The organism is Prevotella sp. P4-51 (assembly GCF_002251455.1).
GTDB lineage: Bacteria > Bacteroidota > Bacteroidia > Bacteroidales > Bacteroidaceae > Prevotella.
The window spans coordinates 1-18,980 of sequence record NZ_NPJM01000041.1 but is presented as its reverse complement, the minus strand read 5'-3'; the positions used below and the strand labels follow the sequence as shown (position 1 = coordinate 18,980).

Below are 18,980 nucleotides of genomic sequence, written 5' to 3'. Positions count from 1 at the left end.
CTTGCTGTTAGTGCTGTAAATGGATGGTCATGTTGACATTGTCGACGGTCACGCTGCTCCACTGGCGCATGAAGTCGATGCCCAGACGGCCGTAGCCCTGGGTAAGACGGTTGTGGGGCGAGAGCGCCGTCACCGCCACACGGTGAAGGGTGAAGGGGGTGTCGCCGATGCTGAGGGCGACGGCTGGCATGCGGAAGACGCTGTTGTAGCTGATGCCCCCGACGCCCATGGTCGCCGCCAGCTCCCACTTGCCCTCGCGCGCCACGTCGGCGGCGAACGCCTTGTAGTAGGCGTTGTCGAGCGAACTGGTCGCGGCGCCGGTGTCTAAAGCCATAGCCATGCGCAGGCTGTCGCGGGTGACGGCGACATAAGGCACCTTGTTGAAGAAGAGGTTGGGGGCTGCGCCAGAGCGATGGCTCTGATGCGTGAGATGTATCTGCCGAGAAGCGAAGTCGATGGTATAGCTGCCGAAGAGCTGCAGCAGCGGCTGGCCGATGACGAGCGAAATCTGCTGTGCCACCCGGCGGGCGCGCTCGTTGCCGGCAGTCATGTCGAGCACGGCAAAGACCACATTGCGCACGGTGAGCGATCCGATGGTGAGCACGTCGGCCACAGCCATCTTGCCGCCCATGAGTCGCGTGCCGCTCACCTGGATGTCGGCGTCGATGATGCGCAGCCGATAGCGTCGCGCCAGCTCGGGGGTGATGACATTGTAGGCTGCTCCGGTATCGAATATCAGCCCCGCCTTGCGCCCGTTGACGCTGCCGCCGACCACCATGAGCTGCTGGGCGGTGTCGCCGAGCTCGGTATAGGTGAAGGGCAGCGTGTGGCTGGCGGTGTCGGTCTCGTTGACACGCAGCGCAGAGAGCGCAGAGTAGAGCCGCTCCTTGCCGCGCATCTGGACTACGGTGGCGCTGTCGGCCTTGCCTTCCATCTGGTCTGCCAGACTCCTGACGGTGGCTGCCGCACGTGCATTGTCGCCCATGCGGCTGTAGTTGTCGGCGAGCAAGAGCAGCATCGAACAGGCGTTGGCGCCACCCAGCTGCTGCTGATAGCCGCGCACAAGGGTGAGGATGTCGTCGCAGGCCTGCTGCGGACGGTTGAACATCTGGCTGACCATGGTGCGGGCAAACTGGCGGATGAAAGGCGACATCTGCGCGCTGTCGGCGGCATAGACATCATGCAGGTCGAACCACCGGCTCTCGCTTAAGCAGTCGGCCGCGCGGCTATCGGCACTCTGCGCCCAAGCCGCGAGGCTGCACACGATGCCGACGATGATGGCTGCCAGTCGGTGTATCATCCCTCCTTGGTCTTGTAGGCCAGTGCGTAAGCCTTAATCTGCTTGACCATAGCCAGCAGACCATTGCTGCGCGTGGGCGACAGGTGTTCGCGCAAGCCGATGCGGTCTATAAAGTAGAGGTCGGTATCCAGAATTTCCTGAGGGGTATGGCCGCTGAGCACCTGCACCAGAAGAGCGATGATACCCTTGACGATAAGGGCGTCGCTATCGGCAGAGAGATAGAGGCGGCCATCGCGGTAGTCGCACTGCACCCATACACGGCTCTGGCATCCGTCTATCAGGTTCTGGGGGGTCTTATACTGTTCGTCGAGCGCATCCAGCTCGTTGCCCATATCGATGAGCAGCTGGTAGCGGTCCATCCAGTCGTCCATATCGACAAACTCGTCGATGATGGCATCTTGTTGTTGGTTGATGGTCATGTCTTATTTTATTTCCTTGATTTCGTTTACGGTGACGAGCTTGAACAGCTTGTCGTTGGGGCGCACCTTGCCGCTCACGGGGATAGACACGCGCCATCCCTGCTGGGCAGTATCTACCGGGTGGAGGTCGTAGCGTATCTCTGTAGCGTCGAGATACAGCACACCGGTGGTGGGACCGGTGATGAGCAGACGGTCGCCACGATCGAAGGTGGTCGCCTCGACAGCCACTTCGGCCACGCTGAGCTTGGAGAAATACTTCATCACCTTGCCCACGAGCACCTTCTTCTCGGTAGCAGCCGAACCGTAGTGCTTATTCCACTCTCCCAGAGTCTGTCCCTGGTAGTATCCGTCCCAGAAGCCACGGTTGAAGACGGTGGCGAGACGCTCGTCCCAGCCATCCTTGCGCTCCTCGGTGAAGGTGCCGTCTATCACGCTGCCGATGGCCTCGCGGTAGCAGCTCACCACGGTGTAGACATACTCTGGGCCACGGGCTCGGCCCTCAATCTTGAACACTCTCACTCCGCTCTCCATCATGCGGTCGATGAAGCGTATGGTCTTGAGGTCCTTGGGGCTCATGATGTACTTGTTGTCTATCTCGAGCTGGTTGCCGGTCTCGTTGTCGGTGACTGTATACGAACGGCGGCATATCTGTACACACTCGCCACGGTTGGCAGAGCGGTTGGCGTTGTGCAGACTCATGTAGCACTTGCCGCTGACAGCCATGCAGAGGGCGCCGTGGCAGAACATCTCGATGCGTATGAGCTCGCCCTTGGGTCCGCAGATGTGCTGCTCTTCTATCTGGCGATAGATGGCTGCCACCTGGTCCATATTGAGTTCGCGGGCAAGCACCACGACATCGGCAAACTGGGCATAGAAACGCAGCGCCTCGATGTTGGAGATATTGAGCTGGGTGGAGAGATGCACCTCTACGCCGATGCGGTTGCAATAGGTCATCACCGCCACATCTGAGGCTATCACCGCCGAGATGTGGGCTTCCTTGGCGGCGTTGACTATCTCGTGCATCGTGTCTATATCGCCGTCGTAGATGATGGTATTGACGGTAAGATAGGTCTTGATGCCATGGCTGTTGCACGTAGATGCGATGTCGCGCAAGTCATCTATAGTGAAATGATTGGCAGAGTGGGACCGCATGTTCAACTGTCCTATGCCGAAATACACCGAGTTGGCTCCGGCTTGTATGGCTGCGGCCAAACTTTCACGCGAGCCGACAGGTGCCATAATCTCAAAATCAGATAATTTTGCATTCATGGTTGCAAAGTTACTGAAAGTCGAGGGCAGAACAAAATAAGTTCACTTATTTTTTATGAAGAGACACAATATAACCGCCAAAGAGGCTGATGGACATCCCTGCGTCATGTTTATGATAGCCAAAGTGGCTGATGGACTTACTATATACGCCCCCACCACATCAGAACCTGATGTAGAGGCGGGCGGAGAGCACCAGGTGGTCGCCCTCATCATTGGTGATATACTGCAGGGAGGGCTGCACATCGATGTGATGGTCAATGTGTCGGCGCCAAGTGGCCTCGACCGAATACTCGCGACCCTGATGGAAGCGGGCATACTGCGCAGAAAGTCCGCAGGCGCTGCTGCTGTCGGTGTAGACACATCCCACCTCGCCGTAACGGTAGCAACCGCTGGACTTACGGGTGTTGGCAGAGAGCTGGACCATGCAGGAGACATCGCCACCGCCCTCACGCCACAGCGACTGCTCGCCATAAGCCCACCAGGCACAGCTCACCCCGCTGCGCGAACCGTCGGCATCGGCTATAGCTCCCTCGTCGTCGACGGGAAAGCGGCGGGTGTGGACGGCAGCGCCCACATAATAGCGGCCGCCACGCCAGGCATACTCCAGTTGGGAAATATTGAAGACGCCATCGTGGGCAGGACTGAGGCGGAAAGGGTTGTCGTGACGGTTCCAGCCATTGTGGCCCACGCCATTGTACACGCTGTTGCGAAACAACCACCCCGCTCTGCCCACATCCATATACAGCGTGAGGCCAGAGAAGGGATAGTTGGCTATAGGATAGCTCGCCGCGATGGTGGGGAAGAGGCCGCACGAGCTGTTGGTGAAGAGCGATGTAAGGGGAGAGGTGAAGAAGTCTTCGTTGACATTGCGCACGCCGACGAAGAGACTCGCATTGCGCCACGCGTGCCTGTAGCCCAGCACGGCGATGGCTGCGGCGAGATTGGAGGTCTCGATATTGGAGAAGGTCTGCCAGTCGCCGACGATGGGGTCATGGGTCTTGAACGCATGGATGGTGGCAGCCTCGATCGAACCGGCTCCGTGGGCCAGCGGCATGCTGAAATCGAGTCTGAGGAGGTTGACCCAGTTGGCAGAGCCCCTCACGGCGTACTGCCCCTCGGTGGTAAAACAGCCGCCAAAGCTCTGGGGCTGCACGCCGACGCAGTATGCGACGGCAAGGATAAGGGTCATGATAGTCTTGTTCATCATTGTCATGTCTTAGGTTGTGGCGACGCCCGGCAGAGACTCTCTGCGACCGTCATCGCCGTGGCGGCGGTGCATGATGCGGCACCCTCGGCCCACTTTTCTGCTCCCGCCGTGCTGCTGTTGTGGCTCTCTGGCCACAGCCTACACCTCTATCTTATACACATTGGTCTCCTTGCTGCCGAAGCCCATGTGGCGGTAGAGCCTGTTGGCAGCCACGCGCGAGGGGCGCGAGGTGAGCATCACCGTGCAGGGCGACACCCTCCGCGCCTGGTCTATGGCACTCTCCACCAGGCGTGTGGCTATGCCGCGGCCACGCCATCGGGCATCGACCACCACATCCTCTATCCACGCACGGCGGCCCGTGGGGATGGTGTAGATACACACCGACGCCATGCCCACGATGCGCTCTCCGGCGCGAGCCACCAGCAGATGGCAGTGGGACAAGGCAAGCATCTCGGAGATACGGGCAGAGTCGGCCGAAGCCTCATCGGTGAGTTGGGCCAGAAGCCGCGAGATGTCGGCTTCGGCATCGGGAGTAAGCTCGACGAGCCTACCCACCACGGGGGATATGTCGCTACTTGTGGTCATGGGCTTTGATTTTCATTGTTCTGAGCACAGCCTTCTGCCCGGCAGTGATACGGTAGCTCTCACAGGCTTTCTGGATGGTCTTGTTGTGTACCCAGACGCCGAGCCTGCGCTGCTGCAGATAGGGGATGGCGGCATCCCACTGCTTGGCAAGCGCCGTGGCAAAAAACCATGCCACCATCATCCTCACGTAATACTCGTCGCTCTCCACGGCGGCGGCGGTGTCGAGCACCGATGGGCTGAAACGGCTGTCGAGGAAGTGGCTCATCAGCATCGCCAGCCCGAAGCGGCAGGTGTAGACATGTGGCGAGCGGCTCCACTCCACGGCCTTGTCCATCAGCCTCGCGGGATGACGGCCGAAGACCTTAGGCGACATGATGTCGCACACCGCCCAGTTGTCTACATAGGGCAGAAACTCTTCGACCCTCGCCACACACTCGTCCATGTCCTTCAGCTGCGACAGAAGCAGCGCATGCAGCATATTCTCGTCGTAATAGCGATGGGGCAGCAGGCTGAGGAAGCGGCTGCAGTCGGCCTCGCGGGCAAAGTCCTTGGCAAAGGCGCGCAGCAAGGGCACCCGTATGCCGATGATGCTGTCGGGAGCAACACCGGGCACCAGCCGCGCCTGAAACTCGGCATACTGCCGGTCGCGCAGGGCAAGGAGGCGGGGATATAATGGCGTCATAATCACTGTTTGGTGTACAAATGTACAACAAAAAATCAATTCGGGCAGAATGATGACCGAAAAAACGCACACCGTCACCACATATTTTGTGCCGGCACGAACAGACGGGATGGCGGAGGGCAGGCTGGCGGAGAGGGCGACTATGGCTATGGGCAGCGTATCCGGCACAAAATGCAGAGAGACGACCATGGCAGTCATTGCGTGGTGGGAAATAGTGGATGCGTGGCTGGATAGCATGATTTCAGAGCCCGATTTTTACATTTCACAGTTTGCAACCAGTCTATAGGTGATGACTGACAGGATATCGGCAGCAGAGGAGAGGATAAGAGGCAACCGCCTGGAAACGAGGATGACGGCCACGGGCGCCGGCGGCGGCGGGCGGGGCTCTGACGGGGGCTCGGTGGCGGCGGGCGGTGCCTTCAGCCGTAGCCGATGCAAGGTCGGGGTGGGCGCAACGGACACTCCCGCCGCCTCGGAAAGCCAAAAAAATGTGTGATTTATAGACTCTTATGCGCCAAGTGTCGATATTTATTTGTACTTTTGCACCATTATTAATAATGTAATTACTATATTTATCCACATCATGAAGATAGAGAACCGCATAAACGAGTCGGTAAAGGCTGCCATCAATGCCCTTTACGGACAGGACGTACCCGAGACGATGATACAGTTGCAGAAAACCAAGGCCAACTTTGAGGGGCACCTCACACTGGTGGTCTTTCCCTTTCTGAAGCTGTCGAAGAAGAAGCCCGAAGACACTGCGCAGGAGATAGGCGAATATCTGGTTGCCCACTGTGACGACGTGGCGCGTTTCAACGTGGTAAAGGGTTTCCTCAACCTGGTGGTAGCCCCCAAGGCTTGGGTGGCTCTGCTCAATGATATCAATGGCGACGAGCGTTTCGGCGAAAAGCCCGTGACCGAGAAGTCGCCTCTGGTGATGATAGAGTACTCTTCGCCCAATACCAACAAGCCTCTCCACCTGGGCCATGTGCGCAATAACCTGCTGGGCTGGTCACTGGCACAGATAATGGAAGCCAACGGCAACCGCGTGGTGAAGACCAATATCGTAAACGACCGCGGTATACACATCTGCAAGAGCATGCTGGCATGGCTCAAGTGGGGCAACGGCGAGACTCCGGAGACCAGCGGCAAGAAGGGCGACCATCTGATAGGCGACTACTACGTGGCCTTCGACAAGCACTACCGCGAGGAGGTGGCCCAGCTCAAGGCACAGTATCTGGCAGAGGGCATGGACGACGAGGCAGCCACCGAGAAGGCCAAGGCCGAGGCTCCCCTCATCAAGGAAGCCCACGAGATGCTCGTGAAGTGGGAACAGGGCGACGCCGAGGTGCGCAGCCTGTGGCAGAAGATGAACGACTGGGTCTATGCCGGTTTCGACGAGACCTACAAGGCACTGGGCGTGGGCTTTGACAAGATATACTACGAGTCCAACACTTATCTCGTGGGCAAGAAGAAGGTGGAGGAAGGTCTGGCCAAGGGCCTCTTCTTCCGCAAGGACGACGGCAGCGTGTGGGCCGACCTCACCCAGGACGGCCTGGACCAGAAGCTGCTGCTCCGCTCCGACGGCACCAGCGTCTACATGACCCAGGACATCGGTACAGCCGAAATGCGCTTCAATGACTTCCCCATCGACAAGATGATCTACGTGGTGGGCAACGAGCAGAACTATCACTTCCAGGTGCTCTCGCTGCTGCTCGACCGCCTGGGCTTCAAGTGGGGCAAGGACCTCGTACACTTCTCTTACGGCATGGTAGAGCTGCCCAACGGCAAGATGAAGAGCCGCGAGGGAACGGTGGTCGACGCCGACGACCTGGTGGCCGAGATGATTAAGGACGCACGCCAGACCAGCGACGAGCTGGGCAAGTTTAAGGACATGACCGAAGAGGAGCGCCAGGAGATAGCCCGCATCGTGGGCATGGGCGCGCTCAAGTACTTCATCCTCAAAGTCGACGCCCGCAAGAACATGCTCTTCAACCCAGAAGAGAGTATTGACTTCAACGGCAATACCGGCCCCTTCATTCAGTACACCTATGCCCGTATACGCAGCATCATGCGCCGCGCCCAGGCCGAGGGTATCGCGCTGCCCGCAGCCCTCGACGCCGACACCGAGCTCAACGCCAAGGAGATAGAGCTGGTGCAGAAGATGAACGACTTCGGTGTGGCTGTCGCCGACGCAGGCAACAACTACAACCCCGCAGGTATAGCCAACTACTGTTATGAGCTGACCAAGGAGTTCAACCAGTTCTACCACGACTACAGCATCCTCAATGCCGATACCGCCGAGCAGAAGAGCGCCCGTCTGGTGCTCGCTGCCAACGTGGCCAAGATACTCAAGAACGGTATGGCGCTGCTGGGCATCGAGGTGCCCGAGCGCATGTAAACAGATATCACCGCCAGCTATGACCGCAGTAACCAACCCACCCGACTGGCGCCACGACACGGTGCTGCCACTTCCTGCCGAAGTGGTGGCCAACGCGTGGGCGGTAGACGCCGCCTGCTCGGGCAACCCCGGACCCATGGAGTACCAGGCCATCGACCTTGCCACAGGCGCCCAGGTGTTCCACTTCGGTCCCATGCACGGCACCAACAACATCGGAGAGTTTCTCGCCATCGTACATGCCCTGGCGCTGATGGAGCAGCAGGGCATCCGCGACAGGGTAATCTACAGCGACTCCTACAACGCCATACTCTGGGTGCGCAAGAAGCAGTGCAAGACCAAGCTCGAGCGCAACGCGCAGACCGAGGGGCTCTACCGCATCATCCAGCGTGCCGAGAACTGGCTCCGCACCCACGCCGTAAGCGTGCCCATCATGCAGTGGGAGACCCGCAAGTGGGGCGACATTCCTGCCGATTTCGGCCGTAAGTAATACAATAACATCAATCACATACACAATCATGGACACTATAAAGAAAGACTTCGCTTCCAAACTCTTGGAGATTAAAGCCATCAAGTTGCAGCCACAGAACCCGTTCACATGGGCATCGGGATGGAAATCGCCCTTCTACTGTGACAACCGCAAGACACTGTCGTTTACCGACGTGCGCAGCTATGTAAAACTCGAGTTGGCCCACGCCATCCTCGCCCACTTCCCCCAGGCCACAGCAGTGGCTGGCGTGGCCACAGGAGCCATCGCCCAGGGCGCCATGGTAGCCGACGAGCTCAACATGCCTTTCTGCTACGTGCGCTCCAAGGCCAAGGACCACGGCATGGGCAACCTCATTGAGGGCGAACTGCCCGTAGGTGCCAAGGTGGTGGTCGTAGAAGACCTCATCTCTACCGGAGGCAGCTCGCTCAAGGCAGTAGAAGCGCTGCGACAGGCCGGATTTGAGGTAGTAGGCATGGTAGCCTCATACACCTATGGCTTCGCCGTAGCCGAGGAAGCCTTCGCCCAGGCCGGTGTCAAGCTCGTCACCCTCACCGACTACGAGCACGTGGTGGAGCGTGCCCTCGAGACAGGATACATCCAGGACAGCGACGTAGAGCTGCTGCACCGCTGGCGCAAAGACCCCGCCCACTATCAGGTATAGCCGCCCATAATCACGTCAAGACCTATGAGCAGCAAATTTGAAAGCAGCATACGCGAGATACCTTATGCCCAGCAGAAGGTATACGACGCCCTGAGCGACCTGTCCAACCTCGAGCGCATACGCGACCGCATCCCCCAGGACAAGCTCGAAGACTTCTCCTTCGACGCCGACCACATAGCCGTCAAGGCGCCTATGGTGGGCGAGATAAGACTGCACATCATCGAGCGCGAGGAGCCCAAGACCATCAAGTTTGAGACCGAGCAGAGCCCTGTGCCCTTCACCTTCTGGATACAGCTGCTGCCCGTGACAGACACCACGTGCAAGATGAAGCTCACCATCAAGGCCGAGCTCAACCCCTTTATCAAGGGAATGGTACAGAAGCCGCTGCAGGAAGGCATCGAGAAGATAGCCGACGCGCTGCAGGCAATCAGATATGAATAAGTGACCGCAATGAACAAACTCTGGGAAAAGGATTTTGAAGTAAACAAGGAGATAGAGCGCTTCACCGTGGGCCGCGACCGCGAGCTCGACCTCTATCTCGCCAAGTACGACGTGCTGGGCTCGATGGCCCACATCGCCATGTTGGAGTCGATAGGTCTGCTCGCCCACGACGAGCTCGTGGCGCTTACCGCCGAACTCAAGCACATCTACCACGTGGCCGACGAGGGCCGGTTTGTCATCGAAGACGGCGTGGAAGACGTACACTCGCAGGTGGAGCTGATGCTCACCCGCAAGCTCGGCGACATGGGCAAGAAGATACACTCGGGCCGCTCGCGCAACGACCAGGTGCTGGTAGACCTCAAGCTCTTCACCCGCCACCAGCTGATGGACGTGGTGGAGCTTACCCACAGCCTCTTCGACGAGCTGATACAGAAGAGCAACCAGTATCGCCACGTGCTGATGCCGGGCTATACCCATCTGCAGATAGCCATGCCGTCGAGCTTCGGTCTGTGGTTTGGAGCCTACGCCGAGTCGCTGACCGACGACATGCTGTATCTGCAAGCCGCCTATCGCATGACCAACCGCAACCCATTGGGTTCGGCAGCGGGCTATGGCTCTTCATTCCCCCTGGACCGCTCGATGACCACGCGGCTGCTGGGTTTTGACTCGATGGACTACAACGTGGTCTATGCCCAGATGGGCCGAGGCAAGATGGAGCGCAACGTGGCCTTCGCCCTCGCCACAGTGGCGGGTACGGTGGCCAAGATGGCGTTCGACGCATGTATGTTCAACTGCCAGAACTTCAACTTCGTGAAACTCCCCAAGGAGTGTACCACAGGCTCGAGCATCATGCCGCACAAGAAGAATCCGGATGTGTTTGAGCTAATCCGTGCCAAGTGCAACAAGCTGCAGAGCCTGCCGCAGCAGATCATGATGATTATGAACAATCTGCCTGTGGGCTACTTCCGCGACCTGCAGATTATCAAGGAGGTGTTTATCCCCGCATTCGACGAACTCAAAGACTGTCTGCAGATGGCCGCCTATATCATCAACCGCATGGAGGTCAACGAGCATATACTCGACAACGCCATGTACGACCCCATGTTCTCGGTCGAGGAGGTCAACCGGCTGGCAGCCCAAGGCATGCCCTTCCGCGACGCCTACAAGAAGGTGGGACTGGAGATCGAGGCGGACACTTTCAGCGCCGACCGCAACATACACCACACCCACGAGGGCTCGATGGGCAATCTCTGCAACGACCGGATAACCCAACTCATGGAAGATACGCTCAGCGGCTTCCACTTCGAGCGTGTCGCCGAAGCCGAACGATTACTCCTGGAAGGATGAAGCATATACATTATTATATAATAGCAATCGTGATGACGGTTGCCCTTGTGGCCTGTGGCGACGAGGGCAACCGTTTTAGCAGCTACCACTGCAATCTGACCATCGACAACAGCAAGCACCTCAACGCCGTGCTCGCCTCGGCGATGGACGCCAACAACGCCGGCACGTTCTGCATCATCGGCTTCACCCTCAAGGGCGGCGCCAAGCACTACACGTTCAGCAACAGCCAGGGTCTCACCAGTACCAGCATCTTCAACGCTATCGACGACAGGATGAAGATGCAGGAGCACATAGGCATGAACGGCCGCCTCATCGTGGGATACAGCAATATGGAATACCCACCCGTCTTCTACGCCTACGACGGTGAGTGCCCCAACTGCTTTGACCTCAACGCGCTGCCCATGCGTTCCTACCCGCTCAGCATAGACAACAAGGGCACAGCCACCTGCGCCCACTGCCACCGCCAGTACCGCCTCAACCAGGGAGGCTTTGTGGCCAACAACACCGGCAACCACCTCACCGAATACCGCGCCGACCCTCCCCAGCCCCACGGCGTGCTCCGCGTCTACTGACGGCACCTCTGGGCGAAAGCCATCTATTTTGCCCAAAGTGTCAAAGAAAGTGGGAGAAATGTTTGATTATCCACCCACAAAAGCGTATCTTTGCGAAGTTAATGCACTTATTATGATGACACTTTCTCACATAACTGCTGCCGAAGCGGCGGCGATGATTAAGGACGGCGACAATCTCGCCCTGTCCGGATTTACCCCCAATGGCAACCCCAAGGCCATCTTCCGCGAACTGTCGCAGCGCGCCATCCGTGAGCACGAGGCCGGCAACCCCTTTGCCATAGGCATCTTTACCGGAGCCTCGTCGTGCCAGAGCGTGGAGGGCGACATGGCCAACGCCCATGCCATCAAGTTCAGGGCACCCTTCTCTACCAATGCCGACTTCCGCAACCACGTCAACCTCGAAGAGATTGACTACGAAGACATGCACCTGGGCCACATGGCAGAGCGCATGCGCCACGGCTTCTACGGCGGGATGGACTGGGCAGTCATCGAAGTGTCTCACTATGAAATCGTGGGCAACACCTGCCGCGCCTACCTCACCTCGGCAGGCGGCATCGTGACCACCGCCGTGAGACTCGCCAAGCGCGTGATACTCGAGCACAACACCTTCCACAACCCCAACTCACGTTTCCTCCACGACACCTACGAGCCAGCCGACTGCGGATTCGGGCGGAAGCCCATCCCCGTGCTCGCGCCTTACGACCGCGTGGGCCACGACTATGTGGCCATCGACATCGACAAGATAGTGGGTGTCATAGACAGCTGCATACCCGAAGAGGCACGCGCCTTCAAGGACGTCGACGAGTTTACCTCAAAGATGGGTCACTATGTGGCCGAATTTCTGGTCGACGACATGAAGCACGGCCGCATACCGCCACAGTTCCTGCCCATACAGAGCGGCGTGGGAGCCACCGGCAACGCCGTGCTGGCAGCCCTCGGCGCCAACGAGCACATACCACGCTTCAATGTCTACTCGGAGGTGGTACAGGACGCCGCCATCAAGTGGATGCTCGAAGGCAAAATCATCGACGCCTCGGCCACAGCCATGACCGTCACCAACGAGTGTCTGCACACGGTCTACGACAATATGGACTACTTCTCCAAGCACCTCACCATACGCCAGAGCGAGGTGGCCAACAGCCCCGAAGTCATCAGGCGACTGGGCGTGATAGCCCTCAACACCGCCATCGAGTGCGACCTCTACGGCAACGAGAACTCCAGCCACATCTGCGGTTCCAAACTCATGAACGGCATCGGCGGAAGCTGCGACTACGAGCGCAACGGATACATAAGCGTATTCACCACACCATCGATAGCCAAGGGAGGCAGGATAAGTGCCATCGTGCCCATGTGCACCCACGTAGACTCGACCGAACACGACGTAGACGTCATCGTGACCGAACAGGGCGTGGCCGACCTGCGCGGCAAGGGACCCCGCCGCCGCGCCGAGGAAATCATCAACCACTGCGCCCACCCCGACTACCGCCCGCTGCTGCGCGAGTATCTGCGCATAGCCGACAAGGGCCACGAACCCCAGTCGATGACCGCCGCCTTCGCCATGCACGACACGCTGAGAAAGAAGGGCGACATGAGACTTACCGACTTCAGCGAATATCTCAAGTAGACTCCATTGGACAAGATAACCCAAGAGAAACAGACAGTAGAGCTCATGGTAAGGCTTTACTGTCTGCATTATGAAGGCCACGAGCAGCTCTGCCCCCGCTGCCGTGCGCTGATAGACTATGCCCACCAGCGCCTCGACCATTGTCCGTCTGGCAATGGCAAAGGCTCGTGCCGCCGCTGCCCCATCCACTGCTACCGCCCCGATATGCGCAGCCTCATGCGACAAGTGATGCGCTATTCGGGCCCGCGCATGCTGCTGCGCCACCCCTGGGCCACGCTGCGCCACTGGCTGTCGTGACCTCCGCCTCGGGCATCACTCTTCCCGCTGCCAGCACCACTCTCCCCGCTGTCAGCACCACTTTCCCCACTGTCAGCACCACTCTCCCCACTACTGGGGCAAGCCCATAGCGCCCCGCCGCCACCACAGTCGCTGCGCTGCCCACGGCCTTGGCCAGCTCGTATCATAAGTCACGAGCCCGCGTATCTTATGTCACGTGCTCACGTATCGTATGGCACGAGGACTCGTATCTTCCGTCACGAGCCGACGGCGATGCTCAGCGCGCCGCCAACCGTCATTGCCGCTGCCGTAGCGACGCCATTTCTGCCAAGCCTCGATGCTCAGCGCGGCCGGCTCTCTGCCCCTGCCCGCCACAGCGCCACACAGGAGCTCCACATATATTATAAATAAACCTTAATATATACCATAAGAACTCTAAAATTTGGATGAAACCTTTGCATATATCAATTATTTGGCTTATCTTTGCACCGTTTCTAAATGCGGCAATAGCTCAGTTGGTAGAGCACGACCTTGCCAAGGTCGGGGTCGCGAGTTCGAGTCTCGTTTGCCGCTCTTTTACGGATATACATGTAGCCGCAATGGTGGAATTGGTAGACACGAGGGACTTAAAATCCCTTGGCCAGTAATGGCTGTGCGGGTTCGAGTCCCGCTCGCGGCACCTCTATAATTATTTATTTCTAAAACATTATGCGTAAAACTCTTTTATTTTCGTTAACCGCAGGCTCATTCCTCATGATGACATCTTGCTCTAAGATGGGACCCCTGTCTGCAGACAATTTCACAGTTACTCCCAAACCTCTCGAGACTCAGGCCGGCGTGGTATCAGCCACTGTCAACGGCGCATTCCCCGAGAAGTATATGAAGAAGAAGGCCGTGGTAACAGTCACCCCCGAGCTGCGCTTTGGCGACGGCAAGGTGGTCAAGGGCGAAGCCGCCACATTCCAGGGCGAAAAGGTAATGGGCAACGACCAGGTTATCTCTTACCGCATGGGTGGTCACTACACCATGAAGACTGCTTTTGCATACAACCCAGAGATGCAGAAGAGCGATATGTATCTGACATTCGACGCCCGTCGTGGCAAGAAGGTATACAATGTTCCCGCCGTTAAGGTCAACTATGGCATCATCGCCACTTCAGAGCTCTATCGTCAGGCCCTCACCAATGGCGGTGGCTGTCTGGCTCTCGACTCTTTCCAGCGCGTTAAGGCCAAGAAGCAGGAAGCCAACATCAAGTTCCTCATCAACCAGGCCAATCTGCGCAAGAGCGAGCTCAAGAACAACTCTGTAGGCGAGTTTGTCAAGCTGCTCAAGGAAATCAACAAGGACCGTGAAGGCCTGAACCTCCAGAACGTGGAAATCCAGGCTTACGCTTCTCCCGAGGGTGGTTTCAAGTTCAACGACAAGCTGGCCAACAAGCGCCAGAACGTATCAGAGAAGTACGTACGCAAGGAGATGAAGTCTGCCGGTGTTGAGGGCAACCTCGACGCTCACTACACAGCCCAGGACTGGGAAGGCTTCCAGCAGCTGGTACAGGCCAGCAACATCCAGGACAAGGATGTTATCCTGCGCGTGCTGTCTATGTATAAGGACCCCCAGGAGCGCGAGCAGCAGATTCGCAACATGAGCGAGGGCTTCCGCGAGCTGGCTGACGCCATCCTGCCCGAGCTGCGTCGTTCACGCCTCATCATCCACTACGAGACCATCGGCCGCAACGACGAGCAGATTAAGGCTCAGTACAACGAGGACGCTGCCAAGCTGTCTGCCGACGAGCTGCTCTACTACGCTACTCTCGAGGAAGATGCTGCCAAGAAGGAAGAGATCTATGCCAAGACCGCTCAGCTCTACACCAACGACTATCGTCCGCTGAACAACCAGGCTGTCATGGCATTCAACAGAGGCGACGAGGCCAAGGCCAAGGAACTGCTGGCACAGGCTATCACCAAGAGCAACAACGCTGCCGAGGCTAACGCCACACTGGGTCTGATTGCCCTCAAGAACGGCAACGTGGCAGAGGCTGAGAACCTCATCGCCAAGGCTGCCGATGCCAACGCGCTCAACGAGGCTCTGGGCAATCTGAGCATCGCCAAGGGCAACTACGCTCAGGCAGAGGAGTACTTCAAGGACTCTTACAACAACAGCGCCGCTCTGGCTCAGCTGCTCAACAAGAACTATGCTGCTGCCAAGGCTACTCTGAACAATATCAAGAACCCCAACGGTCTTACCTCTTATCTGCACGCCATCGTCAGCGCTCGTCAGGGCAACAAGTATGCTGCCAACTCCTACCTGAAGGAGGCTCTGCAGAAGGACCCAAGTCTGAAGGCTTATGCCGAGAATGACCTGGAGTTTGCCAATATGAAATGATAAACAGAACAACACTCTTTATACTGCTCACCTTAGTCCTTGCAGGGTGTGGCTCGGCTGGAGACCGATTCAAAATCGAAGGCCGACTACTCAACATGGACCAAGGTGAGTTTTACGTTTATAGCCCCGAGGGCGGCATCAACGGCATCGACACCATCCGTCTGCAAGGCGGACGCATGAGTTACGAAGTGATGTGCACTGCTCCCACCACGCTGGTAATGGTTTTCCCCAACTTCTCCGAACAGCCCATCTTTGCCGAGCCCGGCAAGAGCGTCAAGATAGAAGGCGACGCCTCGCATCTGAAAGAGATGAAGGTCAAAGGCACCAAGACCAACGAGCTGATGAACGACTTCAGAGAGCAGATAGCCACCGCCAACCCGCCACAGGTGTTGGAACGCGCTGAGCAGTTCATAGGCGACCACCCCGAATCGGTGGTAAGCAACTATCTGCTGCGCCGCTACTTCATCTCCGGCGCCACGCCCGACTATGCCAAGGCGCTGCAGCTGTGTCGCACCATGCGCAAGGCTCAGCCCAAGAACGCGCTGCTGGCACACTATGAGCAGCAGCTCAAGCAGCTGTCGCGCGTGACGGTGGGCAAACGCCTGCCACGCTTCTCTACAGTCGATGTCGACAACAAGAAGATAGACAACGCTACCCTCGGCAAGGGGCTGGCCGTAATCATGGCCTATGCCACCTGGAGCTACGATGCCCAACGCATGCTGCAAGACATGCGCATGCTCGCCAAGAGCAGCAAGGGCAAACTGAAGATTATAGGATTCTGCGTCGACCCCAACCGCAACCAATGCAGGGCCATCGCCAAGCGCGACTCGATACCCTGGCCCGTGATATGCGACGGCAAGATGCTCGAAAGCCCTACTCTACACTCGCTCTCTCTCTTTGATATCCCCGACAACATACTGGTCAACAATGGCGTGGTGATAGCAAAGGGACTAACCAACGACGAACTCAAACAGCGCATCGAGCGAATGCTCTGATGCGCCGTTTTTTGATAACATCCACACTGTCATCTACCGCTTAAATCAATAACACTATTATGCTGGTCAAAACCTATTGTGCTGCCGTCAACGGCATGGAAGTCACCACTATCATCGTAGAAGTCAACGTAACGCGAGGTGTGATGTATCATCTCACCGGACTGGGCGACTCGGCGGTGAAGGAGGGCAAAGACCGTATCGCCGCCGCACTGCAGAACAACGGCTACAAGTTTCCGATAGCCGACCTCACCATCAACCTCGCTCCCGCCGACCTGCGCAAGGAGGGCAGCAGTTTCGACCTGCCTCTGGCTATCGGCATACTGGCTGCCAGCGGAGGCATAGAGAGCCACTGCCTGGACCAGTATATGATGGTAGGCGAGCTGAGTCTCGACGGCCATCTGCAGCCCATCAAGGGCGCCCTGCCCATAGCCATCCGCGCCCGTGCCGAGAAGTTCAAAGGCCTCATCGTGCCACGGCAGAACGTGATGGAGGCAGCCGTGGTCAACAACCTCGAGGTCTATGGCATGGACACCATCATGGACGTCATCCAGCTCGTCACCGGGCTGAAGGACTTTGACCCCACCGTCATCGACACACGCAAGAAATTCTATGAAAGCCAGTACCAGTTTGACATCGACTTTGCCGATGTGCGCGGACAGGAGAACGTGAAGCGCGCTCTCGAAGTGGCAGCGGCAGGCTCTCACAACGTGATACTCATCGGGCCTCCCGGCTCGGGCAAGTCTATGATGGCCAAGCGTTTCCCTACCATCATGCCGCCACTCACGCTGGCAGAGAGTCTGGAGACCACGCAGATACACTCCATCGCCGGCAAGCTGGGCGGCAACACGTCGCTCATCACCCAGCGCCCCTTCCGCAGTCCGCACCACACCATCTCCGAGGTGGCACTCGTGGGCGGCGGCTCCAACCCCATGCCCGGCGAGATAAGCCTGGCCCACAATGGTGTGCTCTTTGCCGACGAGTTGCCCGAGTTCAACAAGCACACCCTCGAGGTGCTGCGCCAGCCGCTCGAGGACAACCGCATCACCATCAGCCGTGCCAAATACAGCATCGAATATCCCTGCAATTTCCAGTTTATCGCCTCGATGAACCCCTGTCCCTGCGGATATTACGGCGACCCCACCCACCACTGTGTCTGCAGCCCAGGGCAGATAACCAAGTATCTCGGCCGCATCAGCGGTCCGCTGCTCGACCGCATCGACATCCAGTGCGAGATTACGCCCGTACCCTTCAAGGACATCTCCAAGGTGGAGCCAGGCGAACCCAGCGCCGTCATCCGCGAACGCGTCATCAAGGCCCGCGACATCCAGACCGCCCGCTACAAGGACTTCAAGGGCATCCACTGCAATGCCCAAATGACCGAGCGCATGATACACCAGTTTGCCGAGCCCGATGAAGCCTCCATCGCACTCCTGCGCACCGCCATGGAGCGTCTCTCCCTCTCCGCCCGCGCCTACAACCGCATCCTCAAAGTAGCCCGCACCATCGCCGACCTCGACGCCAGCGACAGAGTGCAGCCACACCACCTCGCCGAGGCCATAGGCTACCGCAACCTCGACCGTGGCGATTGGGCGGAGAGGTAGTCAGCCGAACCTTAAGGACCTCACGAACGTGCGTCCCCCCTCAAAAAAAACTTGGTGATGCCACGATGCTTCCCTTAGCAAGGATAAAGAATAATCACTATAAAACAGTAAAATTTACAAATTAAACGAGAATGATAGCCTCTCTATAATTAGTCGAGCCTTAAAAACTTCGCACATGCGCGCATGTGAATGCATTATATGTGATAACCGACCATTGTCCCTCTGTCATGAGCCTCCTAATGACCCATTTGAAAAGGCACAAAAAGAGCCTCATGGCTCTTTTGAGGTTATATGCGGCAGCAGCGAGCATGACATTTATAGAGTCTCCGAAAAGACCCTTGTAGAAGTTCCGTCCCAGACGATGGTCGCTCTTGCGTCCACGACTGTCCTTTCCCTTATTCCTGTCATCCTCCTCCTTCTTCTTGTCCTCCATGGCAAGATTGATGTGGATGCTTTCCTTGAGGATAAGCTCCACGCCCTCCTCTCCGATACGGTGACGGAAATGTACAAGCTCGGATGAGGCGCAAGGTGCGGATATGCTGAAAGCCTCAAGACCGCAAAAGTACTGATAGTAGGCAGACAGGTAATAATCCCTCTAAACCAATGGCTCACCCGATAAACCATGGGGATAATTCTTTGGTTCTATAGATTATTTATACCTTTGTACCATGAATAATCAAGGACTTTTAGCATTGGCACAGTTAATTCTGCCATCAGAGATACTTTCAAAT

The 18,980-nt window shown here is 57.6% G+C and carries 19 protein-coding genes, 2 tRNA genes and 2 pseudogenes; 15 read left to right on the top strand and 8 right to left on the bottom strand.

The annotated features are described in order from the left end of the window. Positions 1–7: 7 nt before the first annotated feature. The 6 genes from CIK94_RS05590 to CIK94_RS05565 form a co-directional block, all read right to left on the bottom strand. Complete coding sequence (locus tag CIK94_RS05590; protein ID WP_094421787.1) at positions 8–1,300, bottom strand: retropepsin-like aspartic protease; 1,293 nt, start codon at positions 1,298–1,300, stop codon at positions 8–10. After that, complete coding sequence (locus CIK94_RS05585; protein WP_022309881.1) at positions 1,297–1,719, bottom strand: SufE family protein; 423 nt, start codon at positions 1,717–1,719, stop codon at positions 1,297–1,299. Before CIK94_RS05585 ends, CIK94_RS05590 begins: the two co-directional genes overlap by 4 nt. A 3-nt stretch (positions 1,720–1,722) precedes the next feature. After that, complete coding sequence (locus tag CIK94_RS05580) at positions 1,723–2,988, bottom strand: peptidase U32 family protein (protein ID WP_094421785.1); 1,266 nt, start codon at positions 2,986–2,988, stop codon at positions 1,723–1,725. A gap of 160 nt (positions 2,989–3,148) precedes the next feature. Beyond that, entirely contained in the window at positions 3,149–4,195 is a 1,047-nt protein-coding gene (locus CIK94_RS05575) for a carbohydrate porin (protein ID WP_254046144.1), read from the bottom strand. 138 nt (positions 4,196–4,333) lie between these two features. Then, entirely contained in the window at positions 4,334–4,780 is a 447-nt protein-coding gene (locus tag CIK94_RS05570) for a GNAT family N-acetyltransferase (protein WP_094421783.1), read from the bottom strand. Then, positions 4,767–5,462 carry a DNA alkylation repair protein gene (locus tag CIK94_RS05565; RefSeq protein WP_094421781.1) on the bottom strand — a complete coding sequence of 232 codons (696 nt, stop codon included), beginning with the start codon at positions 5,460–5,462 and terminating at the stop codon, positions 4,767–4,769. The genes CIK94_RS05570 and CIK94_RS05565 overlap by 14 nt, the downstream gene beginning before the upstream one ends. A 49-nt stretch (positions 5,463–5,511) precedes the next feature. On the opposite strand from CIK94_RS05565, the gene CIK94_RS05560 reads away from it, so the two are divergent. From CIK94_RS05560 to CIK94_RS05490, 15 genes are all read left to right on the top strand, one after another. Next, positions 5,512–5,748: a hypothetical protein gene (locus tag CIK94_RS05560; RefSeq protein WP_094421779.1), complete on the top strand. Its 237-nt coding sequence runs from the start codon at positions 5,512–5,514 to the stop codon at positions 5,746–5,748. A gap of 297 nt (positions 5,749–6,045) precedes the next feature. Continuing rightward, a complete protein-coding gene (argS, locus tag CIK94_RS05550; RefSeq protein ID WP_094386807.1) occupies positions 6,046–7,863 on the top strand; it encodes an arginine--tRNA ligase in 1,818 nt (605 codons plus the stop codon). A 19-nt stretch (positions 7,864–7,882) separates the two neighbouring features. Then, complete coding sequence (locus tag CIK94_RS05545; RefSeq protein WP_094421775.1) at positions 7,883–8,350, top strand: RNase H family protein; 468 nt, start codon at positions 7,883–7,885, stop codon at positions 8,348–8,350. Positions 8,351–8,378: 28 nt separating this feature from the next. Further along, positions 8,379–9,011 (top strand): orotate phosphoribosyltransferase, encoded by a 633-nt coding sequence (pyrE, locus tag CIK94_RS05540; protein ID WP_022309888.1) that lies wholly within the window; start codon positions 8,379–8,381, stop codon positions 9,009–9,011. A gap of 24 nt (positions 9,012–9,035) precedes the next feature. Continuing rightward, positions 9,036–9,452 (top strand): SRPBCC family protein, encoded by a 417-nt coding sequence (locus CIK94_RS05535; RefSeq protein ID WP_094386810.1) that lies wholly within the window; start codon positions 9,036–9,038, stop codon positions 9,450–9,452. 9 nt (positions 9,453–9,461) lie between these two features. Then, positions 9,462–10,799 carry an argininosuccinate lyase gene (gene argH / locus CIK94_RS05530; RefSeq protein WP_094421773.1) on the top strand — a complete coding sequence of 446 codons (1,338 nt, stop codon included), beginning with the start codon at positions 9,462–9,464 and terminating at the stop codon, positions 10,797–10,799. Then, positions 10,796–11,371, top strand: a complete 576-nt coding sequence (locus CIK94_RS05525) for a hypothetical protein (protein WP_022309891.1) — start codon at positions 10,796–10,798, stop codon at positions 11,369–11,371. The genes argH and CIK94_RS05525 overlap by 4 nt, the downstream gene beginning before the upstream one ends. A gap of 115 nt (positions 11,372–11,486) precedes the next feature. Beyond that, positions 11,487–12,995, top strand: a complete 1,509-nt coding sequence (locus CIK94_RS05520) for an acetyl-CoA hydrolase/transferase C-terminal domain-containing protein (RefSeq protein WP_094421855.1) — start codon at positions 11,487–11,489, stop codon at positions 12,993–12,995. A gap of 6 nt (positions 12,996–13,001) precedes the next feature. Beyond that, positions 13,002–13,292 carry a nitrous oxide-stimulated promoter family protein gene (locus CIK94_RS05515; protein ID WP_094421771.1) on the top strand — a complete coding sequence of 97 codons (291 nt, stop codon included), beginning with the start codon at positions 13,002–13,004 and terminating at the stop codon, positions 13,290–13,292. Between the two features lie 189 nt (positions 13,293–13,481). After that, the gene (locus tag CIK94_RS14020) at positions 13,482–13,682 is read left to right on the top strand and encodes a hypothetical protein (protein ID WP_144008155.1); all 201 of its coding nucleotides are present in this window, start codon (positions 13,482–13,484) and stop codon (positions 13,680–13,682) included. Between the two features lie 89 nt (positions 13,683–13,771). After that, positions 13,772–13,844: transfer RNA gene (locus CIK94_RS05510), tRNA-Gly, on the top strand. A gap of 20 nt (positions 13,845–13,864) precedes the next feature. Then, positions 13,865–13,950: transfer RNA gene (locus tag CIK94_RS05505), tRNA-Leu, on the top strand. Between the two features lie 29 nt (positions 13,951–13,979). Next, entirely contained in the window at positions 13,980–15,653 is a 1,674-nt protein-coding gene (locus tag CIK94_RS05500) for a lipopolysaccharide assembly protein LapB (RefSeq protein ID WP_094388980.1), read from the top strand. Further along, positions 15,650–16,648 (top strand): DUF4369 domain-containing protein, encoded by a 999-nt coding sequence (locus CIK94_RS05495; RefSeq protein WP_254046143.1) that lies wholly within the window; start codon positions 15,650–15,652, stop codon positions 16,646–16,648. Before CIK94_RS05500 ends, CIK94_RS05495 begins: the two co-directional genes overlap by 4 nt. Before the next feature lie 59 nt (positions 16,649–16,707). Further along, positions 16,708–18,249 (top strand): YifB family Mg chelatase-like AAA ATPase, encoded by a 1,542-nt coding sequence (locus tag CIK94_RS05490; protein WP_094421769.1) that lies wholly within the window; start codon positions 16,708–16,710, stop codon positions 18,247–18,249. A 160-nt stretch (positions 18,250–18,409) separates the two neighbouring features. On the opposite strand, the pseudogene CIK94_RS14735 reads toward CIK94_RS05490, so the two are convergent. Further along, a pseudogene (locus CIK94_RS14735) lies at positions 18,410–18,622 on the bottom strand (hypothetical protein); the annotation flags it as partial. A gap of 48 nt (positions 18,623–18,670) precedes the next feature. Continuing rightward, positions 18,671–18,829, bottom strand: a pseudogene (locus CIK94_RS14015) (transposase); the annotation flags it as partial. Between the last annotated feature and the right edge of the window lie 151 nt (positions 18,830–18,980).